Annotated in this window: 19 protein-coding genes; 7 read left to right on the top strand and 12 right to left on the bottom strand. The window is 62.4% G+C overall.

Going from position 1 to position 19,596, the window contains the following annotated elements; genetic code table 11:
- Nucleotides 1-101 precede the first annotated feature (101 nt).
- On the top strand, nt 102-2,111 hold the full coding sequence (gene rep / locus NRG23_RS20345) for a DNA helicase Rep (protein WP_009046172.1): 2,010 nt from the start codon (nt 102-104) through the stop codon (nt 2,109-2,111).
- 102 nt (nt 2,112-2,213) lie between these two features.
- Complete coding sequence (locus NRG23_RS20340; protein WP_009051549.1) at nt 2,214-2,783, top strand: xanthine phosphoribosyltransferase; 570 nt, start codon at nt 2,214-2,216, stop codon at nt 2,781-2,783.
- A 103-nt stretch (nt 2,784-2,886) separates the two neighbouring features.
- On the opposite strand, the gene NRG23_RS20335 is transcribed toward NRG23_RS20340, so the two are convergent.
- The 6 genes from NRG23_RS20335 to dadA all read right to left on the bottom strand — a co-directional run bounded on the left by NRG23_RS20335 (nt 2,887) and on the right by dadA (nt 9,015).
- The gene (locus NRG23_RS20335) at nt 2,887-4,812 is read right to left on the bottom strand and encodes an acetyl-CoA hydrolase/transferase C-terminal domain-containing protein (protein ID WP_009051550.1); all 1,926 of its coding nucleotides are present in this window, start codon (nt 4,810-4,812) and stop codon (nt 2,887-2,889) included.
- A 134-nt stretch (nt 4,813-4,946) separates the two neighbouring features.
- On the bottom strand, nt 4,947-5,360 hold the full coding sequence (locus NRG23_RS20330; RefSeq protein ID WP_009046174.1) for a cytochrome c5 family protein: 414 nt from the start codon (nt 5,358-5,360) through the stop codon (nt 4,947-4,949).
- Nucleotides 5,361-5,543: 183 nt separating this feature from the next.
- Nucleotides 5,544-6,092, bottom strand: a complete 549-nt coding sequence (locus NRG23_RS20325; RefSeq protein ID WP_007932420.1) for a cupin domain-containing protein — start codon at nt 6,090-6,092, stop codon at nt 5,544-5,546.
- A 128-nt stretch (nt 6,093-6,220) separates the two neighbouring features.
- Entirely contained in the window at nt 6,221-7,297 is a 1,077-nt protein-coding gene (gene alr / locus NRG23_RS20320; RefSeq protein ID WP_041985100.1) for an alanine racemase, read from the bottom strand.
- Between the two features lie 91 nt (nt 7,298-7,388).
- Nucleotides 7,389-7,742, bottom strand: coding sequence for a RidA family protein (locus NRG23_RS20315; protein WP_009046176.1), 354 nt, complete (start codon nt 7,740-7,742; stop codon nt 7,389-7,391).
- The gene (gene dadA, locus NRG23_RS20310; RefSeq protein ID WP_009051552.1) at nt 7,714-9,015 is read right to left on the bottom strand and encodes a D-amino acid dehydrogenase; all 1,302 of its coding nucleotides are present in this window, start codon (nt 9,013-9,015) and stop codon (nt 7,714-7,716) included. The genes NRG23_RS20315 and dadA overlap by 29 nt, the downstream gene beginning before the upstream one ends.
- 156 nt (nt 9,016-9,171) lie before the next feature.
- On the opposite strand from dadA, the gene NRG23_RS20305 reads away from it, so the two are divergent.
- Nucleotides 9,172-9,660, top strand: a complete 489-nt coding sequence (locus tag NRG23_RS20305) for an Lrp/AsnC ligand binding domain-containing protein (protein WP_007932443.1) — start codon at nt 9,172-9,174, stop codon at nt 9,658-9,660.
- A gap of 112 nt (nt 9,661-9,772) precedes the next feature.
- Here NRG23_RS20305 and NRG23_RS20300 read toward each other — a convergent pair whose 3' ends face one another.
- Nucleotides 9,773-10,126, bottom strand: a complete 354-nt coding sequence (locus tag NRG23_RS20300; protein ID WP_009051553.1) for a YkgJ family cysteine cluster protein — start codon at nt 10,124-10,126, stop codon at nt 9,773-9,775.
- A gap of 148 nt (nt 10,127-10,274) precedes the next feature.
- Here NRG23_RS20300 and NRG23_RS20295 point away from each other — a divergent pair, with 148 nt between their 5' ends.
- Entirely contained in the window at nt 10,275-11,588 is a 1,314-nt protein-coding gene (locus NRG23_RS20295) for an FAD-binding oxidoreductase (RefSeq protein ID WP_257371841.1), read from the top strand.
- A gap of 126 nt (nt 11,589-11,714) precedes the next feature.
- On the opposite strand, the gene NRG23_RS20290 is transcribed toward NRG23_RS20295, so the two are convergent.
- Nucleotides 11,715-11,960 (bottom strand): DUF1127 domain-containing protein, encoded by a 246-nt coding sequence (locus NRG23_RS20290; protein WP_016703163.1) that lies wholly within the window; start codon nt 11,958-11,960, stop codon nt 11,715-11,717.
- Between the two features lie 180 nt (nt 11,961-12,140).
- Between NRG23_RS20290 and NRG23_RS20285 the strand changes: the two genes are divergently transcribed.
- Nucleotides 12,141-13,571, top strand: coding sequence for a PLP-dependent aminotransferase family protein (locus tag NRG23_RS20285; protein ID WP_016703162.1), 1,431 nt, complete (start codon nt 12,141-12,143; stop codon nt 13,569-13,571).
- Nucleotides 13,572-13,661: 90 nt separating this feature from the next.
- Nucleotides 13,662-15,200, top strand: coding sequence for a phospholipase D family protein (locus tag NRG23_RS20280; RefSeq protein ID WP_373922264.1), 1,539 nt, complete (start codon nt 13,662-13,664; stop codon nt 15,198-15,200).
- Nucleotides 15,201-15,297: 97 nt separating this feature from the next.
- Here the strand turns inward: NRG23_RS20280 and NRG23_RS20275 are convergent, their stop codons facing one another.
- Both NRG23_RS20275 and NRG23_RS20270 read right to left on the bottom strand, forming a co-directional pair.
- The gene (locus NRG23_RS20275; RefSeq protein WP_257371839.1) at nt 15,298-16,446 is read right to left on the bottom strand and encodes an MFS transporter; all 1,149 of its coding nucleotides are present in this window, start codon (nt 16,444-16,446) and stop codon (nt 15,298-15,300) included.
- Nucleotides 16,447-16,589: 143 nt separating this feature from the next.
- On the bottom strand, nt 16,590-18,083 hold the full coding sequence (locus NRG23_RS20270; protein ID WP_016703159.1) for an aldehyde dehydrogenase: 1,494 nt from the start codon (nt 18,081-18,083) through the stop codon (nt 16,590-16,592).
- A 235-nt stretch (nt 18,084-18,318) separates the two neighbouring features.
- Between NRG23_RS20270 and NRG23_RS20265 the strand changes: the two genes are divergently transcribed.
- A complete protein-coding gene (locus tag NRG23_RS20265; RefSeq protein ID WP_016703158.1) occupies nt 18,319-18,681 on the top strand; it encodes a cupin domain-containing protein in 363 nt (120 codons plus the stop codon).
- A 58-nt stretch (nt 18,682-18,739) separates the two neighbouring features.
- On the opposite strand, the gene rpmG is transcribed toward NRG23_RS20265, so the two are convergent.
- Both rpmG and rpmB read right to left on the bottom strand, forming a co-directional pair.
- Complete coding sequence (rpmG, locus tag NRG23_RS20260) at nt 18,740-18,895, bottom strand: 50S ribosomal protein L33 (protein WP_003177274.1); 156 nt, start codon at nt 18,893-18,895, stop codon at nt 18,740-18,742.
- Nucleotides 18,896-18,906: 11 nt separating this feature from the next.
- Nucleotides 18,907-19,140 carry a 50S ribosomal protein L28 gene (rpmB, locus tag NRG23_RS20255; RefSeq protein ID WP_007921114.1) on the bottom strand — a complete coding sequence of 78 codons (234 nt, stop codon included), beginning with the start codon at nt 19,138-19,140 and terminating at the stop codon, nt 18,907-18,909.
- Nucleotides 19,141-19,596: the final 456 nt, after the last annotated feature.

The following is a 19,596-nucleotide window of genomic DNA, read 5'->3' as shown; positions in this document are numbered from 1 at the left end:
AAATTTAGATAGCGTGCTGCGTCACAAGTCGGAGAGAGCAGCAGAATCCGTCCAGCCTGTTAAAATGCCCGCCCATTTCGTTACAGACCCCTTTTTTCGTCATGTCCCGACTCAATCCCCGGCAGCAAGAAGCCGTGAACTATGTCGGCGGCCCTCTTTTGGTGCTCGCCGGTGCAGGCTCCGGCAAGACCAGTGTAATCACGCGCAAGATCGCCCACCTGATCCAGAACTGCGGCATTCGCGCGCAGTACATCGTCGCCATGACCTTCACCAACAAGGCCGCGCGGGAGATGAAGGAGCGGGTCGGCACCCTGCTGCGCAGTGGCGAGGGCCGTGGCCTGACCGTATCGACCTTCCACAACCTGGGGCTGAACATCATCCGCAAGGAGCATGTACGGCTGGGCTACAAGCCGGGCTTCTCGATCTTCGACGAGACCGACGTCAAGGCCCTGATGACCGACATCATGCAAAAGGAATACTCGGGCGACGACGGCGTCGACGAGATCAAGAACATGATCGGCGCCTGGAAGAACGACCTGATCCTGCCGGCCCAGGCCCTGGAGAACGCGCGCAACCCCAAGGAACAGACCGCGGCCATCGTCTACACCCACTACCAGCGCACGCTCAAGGCGTTCAATGCGGTGGACTTCGACGACCTGATCCTGCTGCCGGTGAAGCTGTTCGAGGAACACGCCGACATCCTGGAGAAGTGGCAGAACAAGGTGCGCTACCTGCTGGTGGACGAATACCAGGACACCAACGCCAGCCAGTACCTGCTGGTAAAAATGCTCATCGGCAAGCGCAACCAGTTCACCGTGGTGGGCGACGACGACCAGTCGATCTACGCCTGGCGCGGCGCCCGCCCGGAAAACCTGATGCTGCTCAAGGAGGACTACCCGTCCTTGAAGGTGGTGATGCTCGAGCAGAACTACCGCTCCACCAGCCGCATCCTGCGTTGCGCCAACGTGCTGATCTCCAACAACCCCCACGAGTTCGAGAAACAGCTGTGGAGCGAGATGGGCCACGGCGACGAGATCCGCGTGATCCGCTGCCGCAACGAGGACGCCGAGGCCGAGCGGGTGGCCATGGAAATCCTCAGCCTGCACCTGCGCACCGACCGGCCCTACAGCGATTTCGCGATCCTCTATCGCGGCAACTACCAGGCCAAGCTGATCGAGCTGAAGCTGCAGCATCACCAGATTCCCTATCGCTTGTCCGGCGGCAACAGCTTCTTCGGGCGCCAGGAAGTGAAGGACCTGATGGCCTACTTCCGCCTGATCGTGAACCCGGACGACGACAACGCCTTCCTGCGGGTGATCAACGTGCCGCGCCGGGAAATCGGCTCGACCACCCTGGAAAAGCTCGGCAACTACGCCACCGAACGCAAGATATCGATGTACGCCGCCACCGACGAAATCGGCCTGGGCGAGCACCTGGACAGCCGCTTCACCGACCGCCTGGCGCGTTTCAAGCGCTTCATGGACAAGGTGCGCGAGCAGTGCGCCGGCGAAGACCCGATCTCCGCCCTGCGCAGCATGGTCATGGACATCGACTACGAGAACTGGCTGCGCACCAACAGCTCCAGCGACAAGGCCGCCGACTACCGCATGGGTAACGTGTGGTTCCTGATCGAGGCGCTGAAGAACACCCTGGAAAAAGACGAAGACGGCGAAATGACCGTCGAAGACGCCATCGGCAAGCTGGTGTTGCGCGACATGCTGGAGCGTCAGCAGGAAGAGGAAGACGGCGCCGAGGGCGTGCAGATGATGACCCTGCATGCCTCCAAGGGCCTGGAATTCCCCTATGTGTTCATCATGGGCATGGAGGAGGAAATTCTCCCCCACCGCTCCAGTATCGAAGCCGACACCATCGAGGAAGAACGCCGCCTGGCCTACGTGGGCATCACCCGCGCGCGCCAGACCCTGGCCTTCACCTTCGCCGCCAAGCGCAAACAGTACGGTGAAATCATCGACTGCGCCCCCAGCCGCTTCCTCGACGAATTGCCGCCGGACGACCTGGCGTGGGAAGGCAACGACGACACTCCGACCGAAGTCAAAGCTGTTCGCGGCAATAATGCGCTGGCGGATATACGGGCGATGTTAAAGCGCTAGAATTGAACATTTTTTAGCCGCAGCATTTTTAACCCAAGCATTTTTAACCGAACACCTTTTATCAGAGCTCAGGCGCACAAGGCGCCAAAAGAGGAAAGCTTCATGGAAGCACTGCACAAGAAAATTCGCGAAGAAGGCATCGTGCTTTCCGACCAGGTCCTGAAAGTCGACGCCTTTCTGAACCACCAGATCGACCCGGCCTTGATGAAGCTGATCGGCGACGAATTCGCCACGCTGTTCAAGGACTCGGGCATCACCAAGATCGTCACCATCGAAGCCTCGGGCATCGCTCCGGCGATCATGACCGGCCTGAACCTGGGCGTACCGGTGATCTTCGCGCGCAAGCACCAGTCCCTGACCCTGACCGAGAACCTGCTGTCGGCGACCGTGTATTCGTTCACCAAGCAGACCGAAAGCACCGTGGCGATTTCCCCGCGCCACCTGACCAGCAGCGACCGCGTGCTGATCATCGATGACTTCCTGGCCAACGGTAAGGCGTCCCAGGCGCTGATCTCGATCATCAAGCAGGCAGGTGCCACCGTGGCCGGCCTGGGCATCGTGATCGAGAAGTCGTTCCAGGGCGGCCGCGCCGAACTGGACGCGCAAGGCTATCGCGTGGAATCCCTGGCCCGGGTCAAGTCCCTGGCCGGTGGCGTGGTGAGCTTTATCTAAAGAGGCGTTGCCTCTTCAATCGCAAGCACGTCTCGCACCTACAGATGCCGCCTGCTTCTGTAGGAGCGAGGCTTGCCCGCGATGACGCTGCCAGGCGTCTACCTTATGCCTGCGCTGTCTCGCGTAAGGCGGCCAGCAGCAAACGCTGATAGATCTCCTCGCGCCAACCATCGGGCTTCACCAGTTGCATCCGCTGCAGATGCGCCGGGAAGGCTTCCGGTGGTGGCGCATCCAGCGCCGCCTTGCCCAATTCGAGAATCTCGCTGAGCTTGAACTTGCTCTTCAGCCAGTTCAGCGCCCGCAGCAAATCCCGCTCCTCCACGCTGAAGTCGCTGCCCAGCGGATATTCCGGGAACAGGTGCCGGTGCTGCGCCTGGATCGCCAATAGGCGTTGTGGGTGGTTATCGGTGAAGCGCGGATCGAGGCGGAAGTCCTTGGGCAGCTTGCCGGCCTTCTGCGCCTGTTCGATCAGGCCCGGCTGGAACCGCGAGTCGCTGATATTGAGCAGCGCTTCGACCACTTTCGCATCGGTCTTGCCGCGCAGATCGGCGATGCCGTACTCGGTGACCACGATGTCCCGCAGGTGCCGCGGGATGGTGCAATGGCCGTATTCCCAGACGATGTTGGAGCTGACCAGGCCCGCGGACTCGCGCCAGCTGCGCAGGATCAGGATCGAGCGCGCGCCTCGCAGCGCATGGCCCTGGGCGACAAAGTTGTACTGCCCGCCGACGCCACTGAGCACCCGGCCGTCTTCCAGCTGATCCGCGACCCCAGCCCCGAGCAGGGTGACCATGATCGAGCTGTTGATGAACCGCGCATCCTGGCGCTGCAGGCGCTTGAGCTCTTCCTGGCCATACAGCTCGTTGATGTAGCTGATGGCGGTCATGTTGAACTCGCCAAGCTTGCTCTTGGGCAGATCCCTGAGGCGCTGGTAGAAACTGCGCGGCCCGAGGAAAAAGCCACCATGCACCGACACCCCGCCCGGCGCCTGGTCTTCATCCAGGGTCCCGGCGTTGGCCTGTTGCTGCAGGGCCACCGAGGGATAGACCTTGCGCCGCACAATGCCAGCATCGGCCAGGGCCAGCAGGCCGTTGACGAACATCTCGCTGCAGCCATACAGGCCCTTGGCGAAAGGCTCCACCCCGCCTTCGCGCTCGATCAGCGGTTTCCAGCACTGGATCTCCAGGTCCGCCAGCAGCGCCCGATAGCCGTCGTTGTCCGCCTGGCGCGCCAGCAACGCCGCCGTCAACGCATCGCCCATGGAGCCGATGCCGATCTGCAGGGTGCCGCCGTCGCGCACCAGGGTGCTGGCGTGCAGGCCGATAAAATGATCCTGGAACCCTACCGGCATGTTCGGCGTGGAAAACAGCGTGCTGCCCTCCTCTTCGTCGATCAGCAGGTCGAAGGTGACAGCGTCGATCTCGGCGTCGCCCGGCATATAAGGCAGGTCGCGATGCACCTGGCCCAGCAGCAGGATGGTTTCGCCGGCGGCACGTCGCTCGGCGATCATCGGCAGCAGGTCGAGGGTGATGTCCGGGTTGCAGCTCAGGCTCAGGCGGTCGGCCTGTTGCGGGTCCCGGGCCACCAGTTGCGCGACCAGGTTCAGGCCAGCGGCATTGATGTCGCGCGCGGCGTGGCTGTAGTTGCTGCAGACGTAATCCTGCTGCGCCGTTGCACTGTTGAGCAGGCTGCCGGGTTGCATGAAGAACTGTTCGATATGGATATTGGCCGGCACCTGGTTGCGGTGCAGGTCGGCGAGGAATTCCAGCTCGGGGTAGTCGCCGAATACCTGCTCGATGAAAGGCTCGAGGAAGCGCCGTTGCAAGCCATCACCCAGTGGCGGGCGGCCCAGGCTCAGGGCGGTGTAAATGGTCAGTTGGCGTTCGGGCAGCTGTGCAACCCGACGATACAGGGCATTGGCGAAGCGATTGGGTTTGCCCAGCCCCAGCGGCATGCCCATGTGAATATGCGCCGGCAAGCGTGCCAGGACCTCATCGACCGCCCGCTCGATAGAACATGACTGCACCATCCGATCCTCCAGAACCTTCCATGAATTGAGGTTGGACCGAGCTTGCCGGGTCTTTGCTGCAATGAACAGTCCCGGCCGGATCGCAGGCATGAAAAAAGCCGCTCGTAAGCGGCTTTTTTGCGGAAGATACAGGCTTATTTCAAGCCGGACATCTTCTGGATGGCGCCCTTGAGCTCTTCGTCGGAGCAATCGGCGCAGGTGCCTTTAGGCGGCATCGCGTTGATACCGGTAATGGCCTTGGCCAGGATGCCGTCGAGGCCGCCCTGGTGATCCGCGCGCTCTTTCCAGGCAGCGGCGTCGCCGATTTTCGGCGCGCCCAGCAGGCCGGAACCGTGGCAAGCATTGCAATGCTTGGCAATCACTTCGTCTGGAGTCTTCGCACCACCGCCACCGGCGGCAACAGCGACTTCCATACCCTTGCATTCCTGCCCCTGGACGCAGACCTGGCCAACCGGCTCGAGGCGCTTGGCAATATCGTCGTTGGTCGCAGCTTGAGCGCTGACAGCCCAGAGGGCCAATACGGTTGCTGGTGCAGCCAGCATTTTCATAATTAGGTTCACGCGTACACCCTCAATGGTGGCTAGTCACGCCCACGGCCACGGTTTCGCGGGCGGGCGCAAGTATAACGGTTAGCCCGCCACTCTGAAACAACCCTAGATTCAAAGGGGGATTAGAGAGGGGCGAAATACTGCTTCGGGCACCGCTGCAATCCTTGCAGGACGCCTCTTCTATTAGAAGTTCGCGGGCGTGGCTGCGCTGATTAGTCGCGCGGGTGCATCGAAAGGATTACGGAAACGGTGTGGCTTGGTGCTTTCGAAATAGTAGCTGTCACCGGCTTCGAGCACGAATGTCTCAAGGCCCACCACCAGTTCCAGGCGCCCTTCCACGAGAATCCCGGTTTCCTCGCCTTCGTGGGTGAGCATCTCTTCACCGGTGTCGGCGCCCGGTGGGTAGATCTCGTTGAGAAAAGCGATCGCCCGGCTCGGATGTGCCCGGCCCACCAGTTTCATGGTCACCGCGCCATCGGAAATATCGATCAACTCGTTGGCTTTGTAGACGATCTGGGTAGGTTTTTCCTGGAGGATTTCTTCCGAGAAAAACTCGACCATCGACATGGGAATGCCGCCAAGAACCTTTCTCAGCGAACTGATCGAGGGGCTGACGCTGTTCTTCTCGATCATCGAAATGGTGCTGTTGGTGACGCCCGCGCGCTTGGCGAGTTCACGCTGGGAAAGGCCTTTGAGTTTACGGATGGATTGCAGTCGTTCACCGACGTCCAATGCGGCAGCCTCCTAGGGATCAGGCGTTGTTGTAGTTGAGCGTTATCATGGCGATAGCGTTCAGTATTTACAACACTTGGGCCCCAATCCCGGGGGGCAAGGCGACTTTCGGCAGTGCGCGGCGCTGCTCAGTCCCCGGAATAGACGCGTGGCACCCGGCGCAGGTTGCAGAACAGCTGGTAAGGAATGGTATCGGCGGCGGCCGCCAGCTCGCTGGCGAGGATGTGCTTGCCCCACAGCTCGACAGTAGAACCCAGCCCGGCCTCTGGCACGTCGGTCAGGTCGATGCACAGCATGTCCATGGAAACCCGGCCGAGCAGTTGGGTACGCTGCCCCGCCACCAGCACCGGCGCACCGGTCGGCGCATGCCGCGGATAACCGTCGGCGTACCCCATGGCCACCACGCCGATCCGCATTGGCCGCGGCGTGACAAATTTGGCGCCGTACCCCACCGGTTCGCCGGGCGGCAGTTCGCGCACGCAGATCACTTTCGACTCCAGGGTCATCACCGGTTGCAGGCGCGCGGCCAGCGGATGCGGCTCTTCGAACGGAGTCGAGCCATACAGCATGATGCCGGGGCGTACCCAGTCGCTGGGGATATTCGGCCAGCCGAGCACGGCTGGCGAGTTGCGTAGGCTGATCTCGGCGGACAAGCCCTGGCGCGCCGCCTCGAACACCGCGACCTGCTCGTCGCTGCGGCTGCAGCTGAGCTCGTCGGCGCGGGCGAAGTGGCTCATCAGCACGATCTTCGCCACCTTGCCGCTGGCCAGCAGCCGCTGATAGGCCGGCTGGTAATCCTTGGGGTGCAGGCCGACGCGGTGCATGCCCGAATCCAGCTTGAGCCATACCGTCAGCGGCTTGGCGACGCTGGCCTGCTCGATGGCTTCCAGCTGCCACAGCGAATGCACCACGCACCAGAAATCATGCTCGACGATCAGGTCCAGCTCGTCGGCCTCGAAAAAACCTTCGAGCAGCAATATCGGCGCGCGAATCCCCGCCGCCCGCAGTTCCAGGGCCTCTTCGATACAGGCCACGGCAAAGCCGTCGGCCTCGGCTTCCAGCGCCTGGGCGCAACGCACCGCGCCATGGCCATAGGCATCGGCCTTGATCACGGCAAGCGCACGGGCGCCCGGCGACGCTTCGCGGGCCAGTTGGTAGTTGTGACGCAGGGCTTGAAGATCGATCAGGGCACGGGCAGGACGCATGGCGGCAGACTTCTAGGCGGTCATGTGGGAAGAAAAAACCGGCGCCGGCCGACAGCGTTAACCATCGGTGGCGCCGGGAGAGGGATCTTGCTTAAGGCAGAGCGGCCACGACGGACAGCTCGACCAGGATTTCCGGTTCGCAGAGCTTGGCTTCGACGGTTGCACGGGCCGGGGCGACGCCTTTTGGCAGCCACTGGTCCCATACGCTGTTCATCCCGGCGAAGTGCGCATCGATGTCCTTCAGGTAGATAGTCACCGACAGCAGGCGCGACTTGTCGGTGCCGGCCAGGTCCAGCAAACGCTCGATGTTGGCGAGGGTTTCACGGGTCTGCTGTTCAATCCCGGCGTTCAGGTCGTCGCCGACTTGCCCGGCCAGATACACGGTACCGCTGTGAACGACGATCTGGCTCATGCGCTCATTGGTGAGCTGGCGCTGGATTGACATGTTTTGCAGGCTCCTGAGAATTACCGTAACGAGAAATATCGAGACCTTCGGCGCTGATCTGCGGCTTTTTCTTCGCCATCAGGTCAGCCAGCAGACGACCGGAACCACAAGCCATGGTCCAGCCAAGCGTGCCATGCCCCGTGTTCAAGAACAGGTTGCGCATGGGCGTGGCGCCGACGATCGGCGTGCCGTCCGGGGTGGTAGGACGCAGGCCGGTCCAGAAACTGGCCTCGGACAGATCGCCGCCCTGAGGATAAAGATCGTTGACGATCATCTCCAGCGTTTCGCGCCGACGCGGATTCAGCGAGAGGTCAAAACCGGCGATTTCCGCCATGCCGCCAACGCGAATACGGTTGTCGAAACGGGTGATCGCCACCTTGTAGGTTTCGTCGAGGATGGTCGAAGTCGGGGCCATGGCCGGGTTGGTGATCGGCACGGTCAGCGAGTAACCCTTGAGCGGATACACCGGGGCCTTGATGCCCAGCGGCTTGAGCAGCTGCGGCGAGTAGCTGCCGAGGGCCAGCACGTAGCGATCGGCGGTTTCCAGCTTGCCGTCGATCCAGACACCGTTGATGCGGTCGCCGGCGAAGTCCAGGCGCTGGATGTTCTGGTCGAAGCGGAATTCCACACCCAGCTTGGTGCACATTTGCGCCAGGCGCGTGGTGAACATCTGGCAGTCGCCAGTCTGGTCGTTAGGCAGGCGCAGGGCGCCGGCCAGGATGTCGGTCACGCTGGCCAGGGCCGGCTCGACGCGGGCGATGCCTTCGCGGTCCAGCACTTCGAAAGGTACGCCGGACTCCTTGAGCACGGCGATATCCTTGGCCGCGCCATCCAGTTGCGCCTGGGTGCGGAACAGCTGGGTGGTCCCCAGGCTGCGGCCTTCATAGGCGATGCCGGTCTCCAGGCGCAGTTCGTCGAGGCAGTCGCGGCTGTACTCGGACAGACGGACCATGCGTTCCTTGTTCACCGCGTAGCGGGCGGCGGTGCAGTTGCGCAGCATCTGCGCCATCCACAGGTATTGATCGATGTCGGCGGTGGCCTTGATCGCCAGCGGCGCGTGGCGCTGCAGCAGCCACTTGATGGCCTTGAGCGGCACGCCCGGCGCGGCCCAGGGCGAGGCATAACCCGGCGAAACCTGGCCGGCGTTGGCGAAGCTGGTTTCCATGGCAACGGCCGGCTGACGGTCGACAACCGTCACTTCGAAACCGGCACGGGCCAGATAGTAGGCACTGGTGGTACCGATCACGCCGCTACCCAAGACCAGAACGCGCATTTTCATATCCCTCATCGCGGATAACCGCTGACGTTTGTTATTCAGAGCGAAGATGCGCGCAGTATAAAAAGCAATGACCAGTGCTTTTCACTATATAAACGCCTATATTTGGCGAGAATTCTCGGTAAAAACCCTTTTCACGGAGGCGCATCCCCTATGCGGACCAACCACCAGACGAAGCGCGAGCTGGACAAGATCGATCGCAATATCCTGCGCATCCTGCAGGCCGATGGGCGCATCTCCTTTACTGAGCTGGGGGAAAAGGTCGGGCTGTCGACCACGCCGTGCACCGAGCGGGTCCGCCGCCTGGAGCGCGAAGGCATCATCATGGGCTACAACGCCCGTCTCAACCCGCAACACCTCAAGGGTAGCCTGCTGGTGTTCGTCGAAATCAGCCTGGACTACAAGTCCGGCGACACCTTCGAAGAGTTCCGGCGCGCAGTGCTGAAACTGCCGCACGTACTGGAATGCCACCTGGTGTCGGGGGACTTCGACTATCTGGTGAAGGCGCGGATTTCCGAAATGGCCTCGTACCGCAAACTGCTGGGCGACATCCTGCTCAAGCTGCCCCACGTGCGCGAATCCAAGAGCTATATCGTGATGGAAGAGGTGAAAGAGAGCCTGAGCCTGCCGATTCCGGATTGATTGCAACGGCCCGGAGACCCTGTCGTCAGGGCAATCGCTTTCGCGGGCAAGCCTCGCTCCTACCGGACTTGTGCAACCTGTAGGAGCGAGGCTTGCCCGCGATGGCTTTGGATCAGACCAGCACCTGCCGGGTGCTCGCCATGTATTCATGGATCTGCTTTTCCACCCGCGGGTGGATCAGTTCCACCGGGCGCCGGCCATTGGGGCATGGCAGGCTCGGCGTGGTCCCGAACAGGCGACAGATCAGCGGCCGCTCGTCATACACCGTGCAGCCGTTGGGCCCCAGGTGCACACAGTTCAGCTCCTCCATCGCCGCGTCCTGCTCGGCCCGGGTCTTGCGCGGCAGGCGCGACATTTCTTCGGTCGAGGTGGTGACCGGACCGCAGCAGTCGTGACAGCCGGGCACGCACTCGAACGAGGGGATCTGCTGTCGGAGCATGCGGACTTTCTGGCTGTTGCAGCTCATCGAAACGCTTACCGGGAGTATGGAGAGACGGCGATTTTGCCCTAAAAGCCCTGTTCCAGACAGCACTGGCCGACCAGTGTTGCCGCGCCGGAAAGGTCCGGCTTATGCTCCGTCAAATTTTCCAAACACACGAATCAGGATGATCCACATGAACACCCGTGTTCAGCCGTCGGGGCCAGGCCATTCGCACCCCGCCTCCTACTACGCCGCCAGCAGCCTGCCCCAGCCCGATTATCCGGCGCTGACCGGCGAGCAGGTGGCGGATGTCTGCGTGGTCGGCGGCGGCTTTTCCGGGCTCAACACCGCGATCGAGTTGGCCGAGCGCGGGCTCAGCGTCATTCTGCTGGAAGCGCGCAAGATCGGCTGGGGCGCCAGCGGGCGCAACGGCGGGCAACTGATTCGCGGGGTCGGTCATGGTCTTGAGCAGTTCGCCCCAATAATCGGCAAAGACGGCGTACGCCAGATGAAGCTGATGGGCCTGGAAGCGGTGGAAATCGTCCGCCAGCGCATCGAACGCTTCCAGATTCCCTGCGACCTGACCTGGGGTTATTGCGACCTGGCCAACAAGCCGCGCGACCTCGAAGGTTTCGCCGAAGATGCCCAAGAGTTGCGCGACCTGGGCTATCGCCATGAAACCCGCCTGCTGCAAGCCCATGAGATGCACAGTGTGGTGGGCTCCGACCGTTATGTCGGCGGCCTGATCGACATGGGCTCGGGGCACCTGCACCCGCTGAACCTGGCCCTGGGCGAAGCCGCGGTCGCGCAGCAACTGGGCGTGCGCCTGTTCGAACACTCGGCCGTGACCCGCATCGACTACGGGCCGCAGGTCAAGGTCCATACCGCCCAGGGTTCGGTGCGCGCCAACACCCTGGTGCTGGGCTGCAACGCCTACCTCAACGACCTCAACCCGCAACTGGGTGGCAAGGTGCTGCCGGCCGGCAGCTACATCATCGCCACCGAACCCTTGAGCGAAGAGCTGGCCCACGCCCTGTTGCCCCAGAACATGGCGGTCTGCGACCAGCGAGTGGCCCTGGATTACTACCGCCTTTCCGCCGACCGCCGCTTGCTGTTCGGCGGCGCCTGCCATTATTCCGGCCGCGACCCGCGGGACATTGCTGCTTATATGCAGCCGAAGATGCTGCAGGTGTTCCCGCAACTGGCGGCAGTGAAGATCGACTACCAATGGGGCGGCATGATCGGCATCGGCGCCAACCGCCTGCCGCAGATCGGCCGGCTCAAGGACCAGCCCAATGTGTATTACGCCCAGGCCTATTCGGGCCACGGCGTGAATGCCACGCACCTGGCCGGCAAGCTGCTGGCCGAAGCCATCAGCGGCCAACAGAGCGGCGGTTTCGACCTGTTCGCCCAGGTCCCGCACATCACCTTCCCGGGCGGCAAGCACCTGCGCTCGCCCCTGCTGGCGCTGGGGATGCTCTGGCATCGGTTGAAAGAATTGGTCTGAAGGTGCCTGTAGCCGCCACATGGCAGGCATGAAAAAGGCCGCATCCGGTGAAATCGGATGCGGCCTTTTGCGGTTGCTACACAACCGATCGCAGGCTGCGCCAGCGGCTACCGATCAGCGGGGCTTTCACAGCCGCCAGAACGGCTTGAGCCCTTCCTGCCGCGCCTGTTCGCGACTCAGGCCGATATCGCGCAACTGTTCGGTGCTCAACTCAAGCAGTGCCTTGCGTGTACGCAGTCGATGCCAGTACAAGCCCCAGAGACCGAGGCCGGACGGCGCATTGCGGGCGGACGTCGCCCCTGCTGCCCGCTCCTGCCCAGCCGCCAGTTCCTGACTGTGTAACGACAGACGCACATCGCTCAAGCCGTTCATGTTTGCTGCTCCTGTTTACTTGGGTCGCTATGAGCAGACATCATGCGCGGGTGCTAAAAACCATTACAGATTCAAAGCACCGCTATTATTTCCATACAGAATTTCCCCTATCCGGGCTGAATCCTGTAATTTTGCGCCATCTGTACCGGTCACCCGATTAAATCACCCCGAGGCTGCGCCATGACCCTGTACGTCAATCTCGCTGAACTGCTGGGCACACGTATCGAACAAGGCTTCTATCGCCCCGGCGACCGGCTGCCGTCGGTACGGGCCTTGAGTGTCGAACACGGGGTCAGCCTGAGTACCGTGCAACAGGCTTATCGGGTGCTGGAAGACAGCGGCCTGGCGACGCCCAAGCCCAAGTCCGGCTACTTCGTGCCGGTCAGTCGCGAGCTGCCGGCATTGCCCGCGGTGGGCCGCCCGGCGCAGCGGCCGGTGGAGATTTCGCAGTGGGACCAGGTGCTGGAGCTGATCCGCAGCGTGCCGCGCAAGGACATCGTCCAGCTGGGCCGCGGCATGCCCGATGTCACCAGCCCGACCCTCAAGCCCCTGCTGCGCGGGCTGGCCCGCATCAGCCGGCGCCAGGACATGCCTGGCCTGTATTACGACACCATCTACGGCGTGCACGAACTGCGTGAACAGCTGGCGCGGCTGATGCTCGATTCCGGCTGCCAGCTCGGCGCCAACGACCTGGTGATCACCACCGGCTGCCACGAAGCCCTGTCCACCAGCATCCGTGCCACCTGCGAGCCCGGGGATATCGTCGCCGTCGACTCGCCGAGCTTCCACGGCGCCATGCAGACCCTCAAGGGCCTGGGCATGAAGGCCCTGGAAATCCCCACCGACCCGCTCACCGGCATCAGCCTCGATGCCCTGGAACTGGCCCTGGAGCAATGGCCGATCAAGGCCATACAGTTGACCCCCAACTGCAACAACCCGCTGGGCTATATCATGCCGGAGTCGCGCAAACGGGCCTTGCTGACCCTGGCCCAGCGCTTCGACGTGGCGATCATCGAAGACGATGTGTATGGCGAGCTGTCCTACACCTACCCACGCCCGCGGACCATCAAGTCGTTCGACGACGATGGCCGGGTGCTGCTCTGCAGTTCCTTCTCCAAGACCCTGGCACCGGGGCTGCGCATCGGCTGGGTCGCCCCCGGGCGCTACCTGGAGCGGGTGCTGCACATGAAATACATCAGCACCGGCTCCACCGCGCCACAGCCGCAGATCGCCATCGCCGAGTTCCTCAAGAGCGGCAATTTCGAGCCGCACCTGCGGCGCATGCGCACCCAGTACCAGCGCAACCGCGACCTGATGATCGACTGGGTCAGCCGCTACTTCCCCACCGGCACCCGCGCCAGCCGGCCGCAGGGCGGGTTCATGCTGTGGGTCGAGCTGCCGGAAGGCTTCGACACCCTGCGCCTGAACCGTGCGCTGCTCGGCCAGGGCGTGCAGATTGCGGTGGGCAGCATCTTTTCGGCCTCGGGCAAGTACCGCAATTGCCTGCGGATGAACTACGCTGCCAAGCCAACCCCACAGATCGAGGAGGCCGTGCGCAAAGTGGGGGCCGCGGCCATCAAGCTGCTGGCTGAAGAGTGCGCAACGGACTGACCTTTTCCTGTGAAACCGGCGTCACAGCTAGACCATCGCAGCGATTCGAGATGAGCTGACTTGAGATCCCGACAGGCCCTGGCCTTCCTTATGCTGATCGCGCTGTGCCTGAGCGGCTGCGTCAGCCTCAATGTGCCTCGCGAGCCCAGCCAGGCACTACCGGCCGCCGACTCGGCCTTCGGTCGCTCGATCCAGGCCCAGGCCGCCCCCTACCAGGGGCGCTCCGGCTTTCGCCTGCTGTCCGACAGCAGCGAAGCCTTCATGGCCCGCGCCGAACTGATCCGCAATGCCCAAAGCAGCCTCGACCTGCAGTACTACATCGTCCATGACGGCATCAGCACCCGGATGCTGGTGGACGAACTGCTCAAGGCCGCCGACCGCGGCGTGCGCATCCGCATTCTGCTGGACGACACCACCAGCGACGGCCTGGACCAGATCATGGCCACTCTCGCCGCCCATCCGCGGATACAGATCCGCCTGTTCAACCCCCTGCACCTGGGGCGCAGCACAGGCGTGACTCGTACCATGGGGCGCCTGTTCAACCTGTCGCTGCAGCATCGGCGGATGCACAACAAGCTGTGGCTGGCGGACAACAGCGCGGCCATCGTCGGCGGGCGCAACCTGGGGGATGAGTACTTCGACGCCGAACCCAACCTGAATTTCACCGACATCGACATCCTCGGCGTCGGCCCGGTGGCCGAACAGCTCGGACACAGTTTCGACCAGTACTGGAACAGCGCCCTGAGCAAACCCATAGGCGAGTTTCTGTCGCGCCTGCCATCGGCCAGGGAGCTGGCCAACACCCGGCTGCGCCTGGAGCAATCGCTGGACGAGGCGCAGCAACAGAACCATGCGCTGTTTCAGGAGCTCAAGACCTATCGGACCCAGCCGCGCATGAACACCTGGCGCAAGGAGCTGATCTGGGCCTGGAACCAGGCGCTGTGGGATGCTCCGAGCAAGGTCCTGTCCAACGGCGAGCCCGACCCGCGCCTGCTGCTGACCACCCAGCTGGCACCGGAGCTGCAGAGCGTCAGCAAAGAGCTGATGATGGTTTCGGCCTACTTCGTTCCCGGCCAGCCGGGCCTGGTCTACCTCACCGGGCGCGCCGACGCCGGGGTTGCAGTGAGCCTGCTGACCAACTCCCTGGAAGCCACCGACGTACCGGCGGTCCACGGCGGCTACGCACCGTATCGCAAGGCGCTGCTGCAACACGGCGTGAAACTCTACGAACTGCGGCGCCAACCCGGTAATGGCGGCGGCAGTGGCCCTCATCTGTTCCACAGCCCGTCGTATCCTGGCTCGGACTCCAGCCTGCACAGCAAGGCGATGATTTTCGATCGCCAGAAGTCCTTTATCGGCTCCTTCAATTTCGACCCGCGCTCGGTGCTGTGGAACACCGAAGTCGGGGTACTGGTGGACAGCCCCGAGCTGGCCGAACGCGTTCGCAGCCTGGCGCTGCAAGGCATGGCGCCGGCCCTGAGCTACGAAACGAAGCTGCAGGACGGCAAGCTGGTCTGGGTCACCGAAGACAACCAGCAACTGCACACCCTGACCCGCGAGCCGGGCAGCTGGTGGCGGCGCTTCAATGCCTGGATGAGCAATACCATCGGCCTCGAACGGATGCTCTGAGCGCCGCCCTTGTAGGAGCGAGGCTTACCCGCGATGAGGGGCTGACAGGCAACATCTTGATTGAATGTAACTCCGTCATCGCGGGCAAGCCTCGCTCCTACAGGGTTTGTGGTTGGGCCACGCCAAACGCGCCTTCACGCAACAACAGCACAATCAGCCCCATGGCCCCGGCCGCCATCAGCAACAGCAAGGCATGCCCGCTGATCCACTGGCTGCCCGCCCCCGCCACCAGCGGCCCGATCAGGCAGCCAATGCCCCACAGCTGGGCGACGTGGGCATTGGCGCGCACCAGCGCATCGTCGCGGTAGCGTTCGCCGATCAGAATCAACGACAAGGTGAACAGCCCCCCGGCGCTGGCGCCAAACAGCACCCACAGCGGCCAGATCAGCAGGGTGTCGAGCAGCAACGGAATGGCCAGGCTCGACAGCAGCAGGATCACCGCACAACCGGCGAACAAGGCGCGCCGCGATATGCGATCAGCCAGGGCGCCGATTGGCAGCTGCAACAAGGCATCGCCCACCACCACGGTGCTGACCATTGCCAGGGCGATGTCCTCGGTAAACCCCTGGCGCAGGCAGTAGACCGGCAGCAGGGTCAGGATCATCGCTTCAAACGCGGCGAACAGCGCCACCGCCCAGCCAATGGCCGGCAGGCCACGGCAGAACCGCCATAGGTCACCGAAGGTCACGCTGCAGGACTCGCTGCTCGGCGCGCCGCTGCGGCCCATCAGCAGCAGAGGCGACACCACCAGCAGCACAACGCCCACCCAGAAACCGTAGTCATGCTCGGTGCCCAAGGCCCCCAGCAGCAGCGGGCCGGTCAACTGGCTCAGGGCATAGCTGCTGCCATACAGCGCCACCAGGCGACCGCGCCACCGCTCCACCACCAATTGGTTGATCCAGCTTTCGCCAAGAATGAAGACAATGGTCAGCACCACGCCGATCATCAGCCGCAGCACCAGCCACAGGGGATAACTCGGCAACAGCGCCAGAAGGCCAATGGAGATCGCCCCGCCCCACAGGCACAGGCGCATCAGCCCCGCCGTGCCAAAGCGCGCCGCCAGGCGGCTGGACACCTTCGCCCCGAGCAAGACGCCAATCGCCGGCATCGAGGCCATCACCCCGATTGCAAAGGGCCCATATCCCCAGCTCTCCAGGCGAAACGACACCAGCGGCATGCTCACGCCCAGGGCCAGGCCCACACTCAGGACAGCCGCCAAAACGGCGAAATAAGTTGCCCAGCGCATTTCCACGCTCCTGTGGATGGTTTTTTTCATGACAGAGACAACGCAGCCGGACCTCCCTGGCGGAAAGTCCGGCTGCGATATGGATCGGCTAACGGTGCGCGGGGTGGCGTCTGTTCAGATGCCCGAGATCCGCGCCCCTTGAATTACAGCTTGATCCAGGTCGCCTTCAGTTCGGTGTACTTGTCGAACGCGTGCAGCGACTTGTCGCGGCCGTTGCCCGACTGCTTGAAGCCACCGAATGGCGCAGTCATGTCGCCGCCGTCGTACTGGTTGACCCAGACACTGCCGGCACGCAACGCCTTGGCGGTCAGGTGGGCCTTGGAGATATTGGCCGTCCATACCGCCGCGGCCAGGCCATACGGCGTGTCGTTGGCGATCTGGATGGCTTCTTCTACCGTGTCGAAGGCGATGACCGAAAGCACCGGGCCGAAGATTTCTTCCTGGGCGATCTTCATCGCGTTGCTGACGCCGTCGAAGATGGTCGGCTCGACATAGGTCCCGCCGGTTTCCTGCAGGGTGCGCTTGCCGCCCACCACCAGCTTGGCGCCGTCGGCATGGCCAGACTCGATGTACGACAGCACGGTGTTCATCTGCTGGGTATCCACCAGCGCACCGACGTTGGTGGCCGGATCCAGCGGGTTGCCCGGTTTCCAGGCCTTGAGGGCCTCGATCACCAGCGGCAGGAATTTATCCTTGATCGAACGCTCCACCAGCAGGCGCGAACCGGCGGTGCAGACTTCGCCCTGGTTGAAGGCAATGGCGCTGGCCGCGGATTCGGCCGCGGCCTGCAGGTCCGGGGCATCGGCGAACACGATGTTCGGGCTCTTGCCGCCAGCTTCCAGCCAGACACGCTTCATGTTCGATTCGCCGGAGTAGACCATCAGTTGCTTGGCGATCTTGGTCGAACCGGTGAACACCAGGGTATCGACGTCCATGTGCAGGGCCAGGGCCTTGCCCACGGTGTGGCCATAACCTGGCAGCACGTTGAGCACGCCAGCCGGAATCCCGGCCTCGACAGCCAGCGCAGCGATACGGATAGCGGTCAGCGGCGATTTTTCCGACGGCTTGAGGATCACCGAGTTACCGGTGGACAGCGCCGGACCGAGTTTCCAGCAGGCCATCATCAGCGGGAAGTTCCACGGCACGATGGCGCCGACTACGCCCACCGGTTCGCGAGTCACCAGGCCCAGTTGATTGTGGGGCGTGGCGGCGACTTCGTCGTAGATCTTGTCGATGGCTTCGCCGCTCCAGCTCAGCGCTTGCGCCGCGCCCGGAACGTCGATACCCAGGGAGTCACTGATCGGCTTGCCCATGTCCAGGGTTTCGAGCAGGGCCAGTTCTTCGGCGTGCTGCTTCAGCAGGCCGGCAAAACGAATCATGGTGGCCTTGCGCTTGGCCGGCGCCAGGCGCGACCAGACGCCGGAGTTGAAGGTGGCACGGGCGTTTTCCACGGCACGTTGCGCGTCGGCGGCGTCACAGCTGGCAATACTGGCCAGCAGACGGCCATCGACCGGACTGATGCATTCGAAGGTTTCGTTGGAAACGGCGGCGGTGTATTCGCCATTGATGTAGGCGCGGCCTTCGATTTTCAGTTCGCGGGCGCGTTGTTCCCAGTCGGCTCGAGTCAGGGTGGTCATGCGAGTGTCCTCCTCTTGTTGGATACAGGCGCCACGCGATCGATGCCGGCACCTTCAGGAATTCTGCCCGGCCAGCCTGCTTCGGCCCATGGCATTCGCCACCCTAAACCAGCGGCACCCGAAGTTTCAATATATTTGACAGAGGCCGGGCAAACGCCATTGCTATGTTCATTTTAATAAACATAGACTTTGGGCTTTCCAGCCACTCGCAGCACAACCAGGGGGGAATACCAGCATGAGCATCCAGGACATCGTCGACTTCAATCAGGCCAACACTGCGGCCGAGCGGTATCGCCCCGCCCAGGAAAAAGTCCTCAAGGGCGACCCCGAGCAAACCGTGTTCAACCACTACAACAGCCCGTGCGGCCAGATGAACGCCGGAGTGTGGGAAGGCGAGGTCGGCCAGTGGACGGTGAACTACACCGAGCATGAGTATTGCGAGATCGTGCAGGGGGTTTCGGTCTTGCGTGATGGCGAGGGCAATGCCAAGACCTTGCGCGCTGGCGATCGTTTCGTCATTCCCGCCGGTTTCCGCGGCACCTGGGAGGTGCTGGAGCCGTGCCGCAAGATCTATGTGATCTTCGAACCGAAAGCCTGAATCGCAGGCACAAAAAAACCCGCTTGAAAGCGGGTTTTTTTGTCAGAAGAAAAATCAATTACTTGATTTTGCCTTCCTTGTAGATCACGTGCTTACGAACAACCGGATCATATTTCTTGATCTCGATTTTGTCCGGAGTAGTGCGCTTGTTCTTGTCGGTAGTGTAGAAGTGACCAGTACCGGCGCTCGAAATCAAACGAATCAATTCACGCATGATTAGCTCCCTTAAACCTTGCCATCGCGACGAAGTTCGGCCAGCACGACATCAATGCCACGCTTGTCGATGATACGCATGCCCTTGGCAGATACGCGCAGACGCACAAAACGTTTCTCGGACTCAACCCAGAAGCGGTGATGCTGCAGGTTCGGCAGGAAACGACGACGGGTTTTGTTGTTTGCGTGGGAAATGTTATTCCCAGTCACCGGACCCTTACCGGTAACTTGACAGACTCTCGACATGCCTCAGCCCTCTAAAACCACATGCCCAACCCGGCATGGGTTGGCCGCTTAATCTCTCAGTCATTTGGCGCCAGGCGCCGCGTTTCTTTAGGGTCTTACCGGCTACACCTACAAGCGAAGGAACCGGGCCCCTAGAAAAGAGCGCTGCTTTATACCAGAAAGACCCCGTAGCAACAACAGCCGGTGTGCTTTGGATTTCGAAAACTCCCTGTTTTCTTGCTCCGGATGCCTGCACCAAGGGCTGGGGCCATGACTGACCGCTCGTCGCAGAATAAATTTTCCGTGGACGAAACAAACGGCAAAACCAGCATGAACCGCCGCTGCGCCGGTCACTCCAGGTCAATATATGGAAAAAACTCTGTCAATTTATGCCTAATGTGACCATGGCAACTGGCCGCAGAGAGGCTTGGCGCAGCAATAAACGCAAACCTTTCCGGTCCGCAGGCCCAAAAAGGG

The sequence above is a fragment of the Pseudomonas sp. T8 genome, assembly GCF_024610635.1.
In the GTDB taxonomy this organism is placed as follows: Bacteria; Pseudomonadota; Gammaproteobacteria; order Pseudomonadales; family Pseudomonadaceae; genus Aquipseudomonas; species Aquipseudomonas chlororaphis_I.
Note: the sequence above shows the minus strand (reverse complement) of the source record. Positions and strands in the feature narration are given on the sequence as shown.

Coding starts and splice junctions, on each gene's coding strand:
- NRG23_RS20300 (WP_009051553.1), bottom strand. CDS start 10,126: ATGAGCTGCAACAGCCAGAAAGTCCGCATGCTCCGACAGCAGATCCCC.
- NRG23_RS20335 (WP_009051550.1), bottom strand. CDS start 4,812: ATGGTGCAGTCATGTTCTATCGAGCGGGCGGTCGATGAGGTCCTGGCA.
- rpmG (WP_003177274.1), bottom strand. CDS start 18,895: ATGCGTGAATTGATTCGTTTGATTTCGAGCGCCGGTACTGGTCACTTC.
- NRG23_RS20285 (WP_016703162.1), top strand. CDS start 12,141: ATGACCCTGTACGTCAATCTCGCTGAACTGCTGGGCACACGTATCGAA.
- NRG23_RS20290 (WP_016703163.1), bottom strand. CDS start 11,960: ATGAACGGCTTGAGCGATGTGCGTCTGTCGTTACACAGTCAGGAACTG.
- alr (WP_041985100.1), bottom strand. CDS start 7,297: ATGCGTCCTGCCCGTGCCCTGATCGATCTTCAAGCCCTGCGTCACAAC.
- NRG23_RS20315 (WP_009046176.1), bottom strand. CDS start 7,742: ATGTCAATCCAGCGCCAGCTCACCAATGAGCGCATGAGCCAGATCGTC.
- NRG23_RS20265 (WP_016703158.1), top strand. CDS start 18,319: ATGAGCATCCAGGACATCGTCGACTTCAATCAGGCCAACACTGCGGCC.
- dadA (WP_009051552.1), bottom strand. CDS start 9,015: ATGCGCGTTCTGGTCTTGGGTAGCGGCGTGATCGGTACCACCAGTGCC.
- NRG23_RS20330 (WP_009046174.1), bottom strand. CDS start 5,360: ATGAAAATGCTGGCTGCACCAGCAACCGTATTGGCCCTCTGGGCTGTC.
- NRG23_RS20305 (WP_007932443.1), top strand. CDS start 9,172: ATGCGGACCAACCACCAGACGAAGCGCGAGCTGGACAAGATCGATCGC.
- NRG23_RS20280 (WP_373922264.1), top strand. CDS start 13,662: ATGCTGATCGCGCTGTGCCTGAGCGGCTGCGTCAGCCTCAATGTGCCT.
- NRG23_RS20340 (WP_009051549.1), top strand. CDS start 2,214: ATGGAAGCACTGCACAAGAAAATTCGCGAAGAAGGCATCGTGCTTTCC.
- NRG23_RS20295 (WP_257371841.1), top strand. CDS start 10,275: ATGAACACCCGTGTTCAGCCGTCGGGGCCAGGCCATTCGCACCCCGCC.
- rep (WP_009046172.1), top strand. CDS start 102: ATGTCCCGACTCAATCCCCGGCAGCAAGAAGCCGTGAACTATGTCGGC.
- NRG23_RS20275 (WP_257371839.1), bottom strand. CDS start 16,446: ATGCGCTGGGCAACTTATTTCGCCGTTTTGGCGGCTGTCCTGAGTGTG.
- rpmB (WP_007921114.1), bottom strand. CDS start 19,140: ATGTCGAGAGTCTGTCAAGTTACCGGTAAGGGTCCGGTGACTGGGAAT.
- NRG23_RS20270 (WP_016703159.1), bottom strand. CDS start 18,083: ATGACCACCCTGACTCGAGCCGACTGGGAACAACGCGCCCGCGAACTG.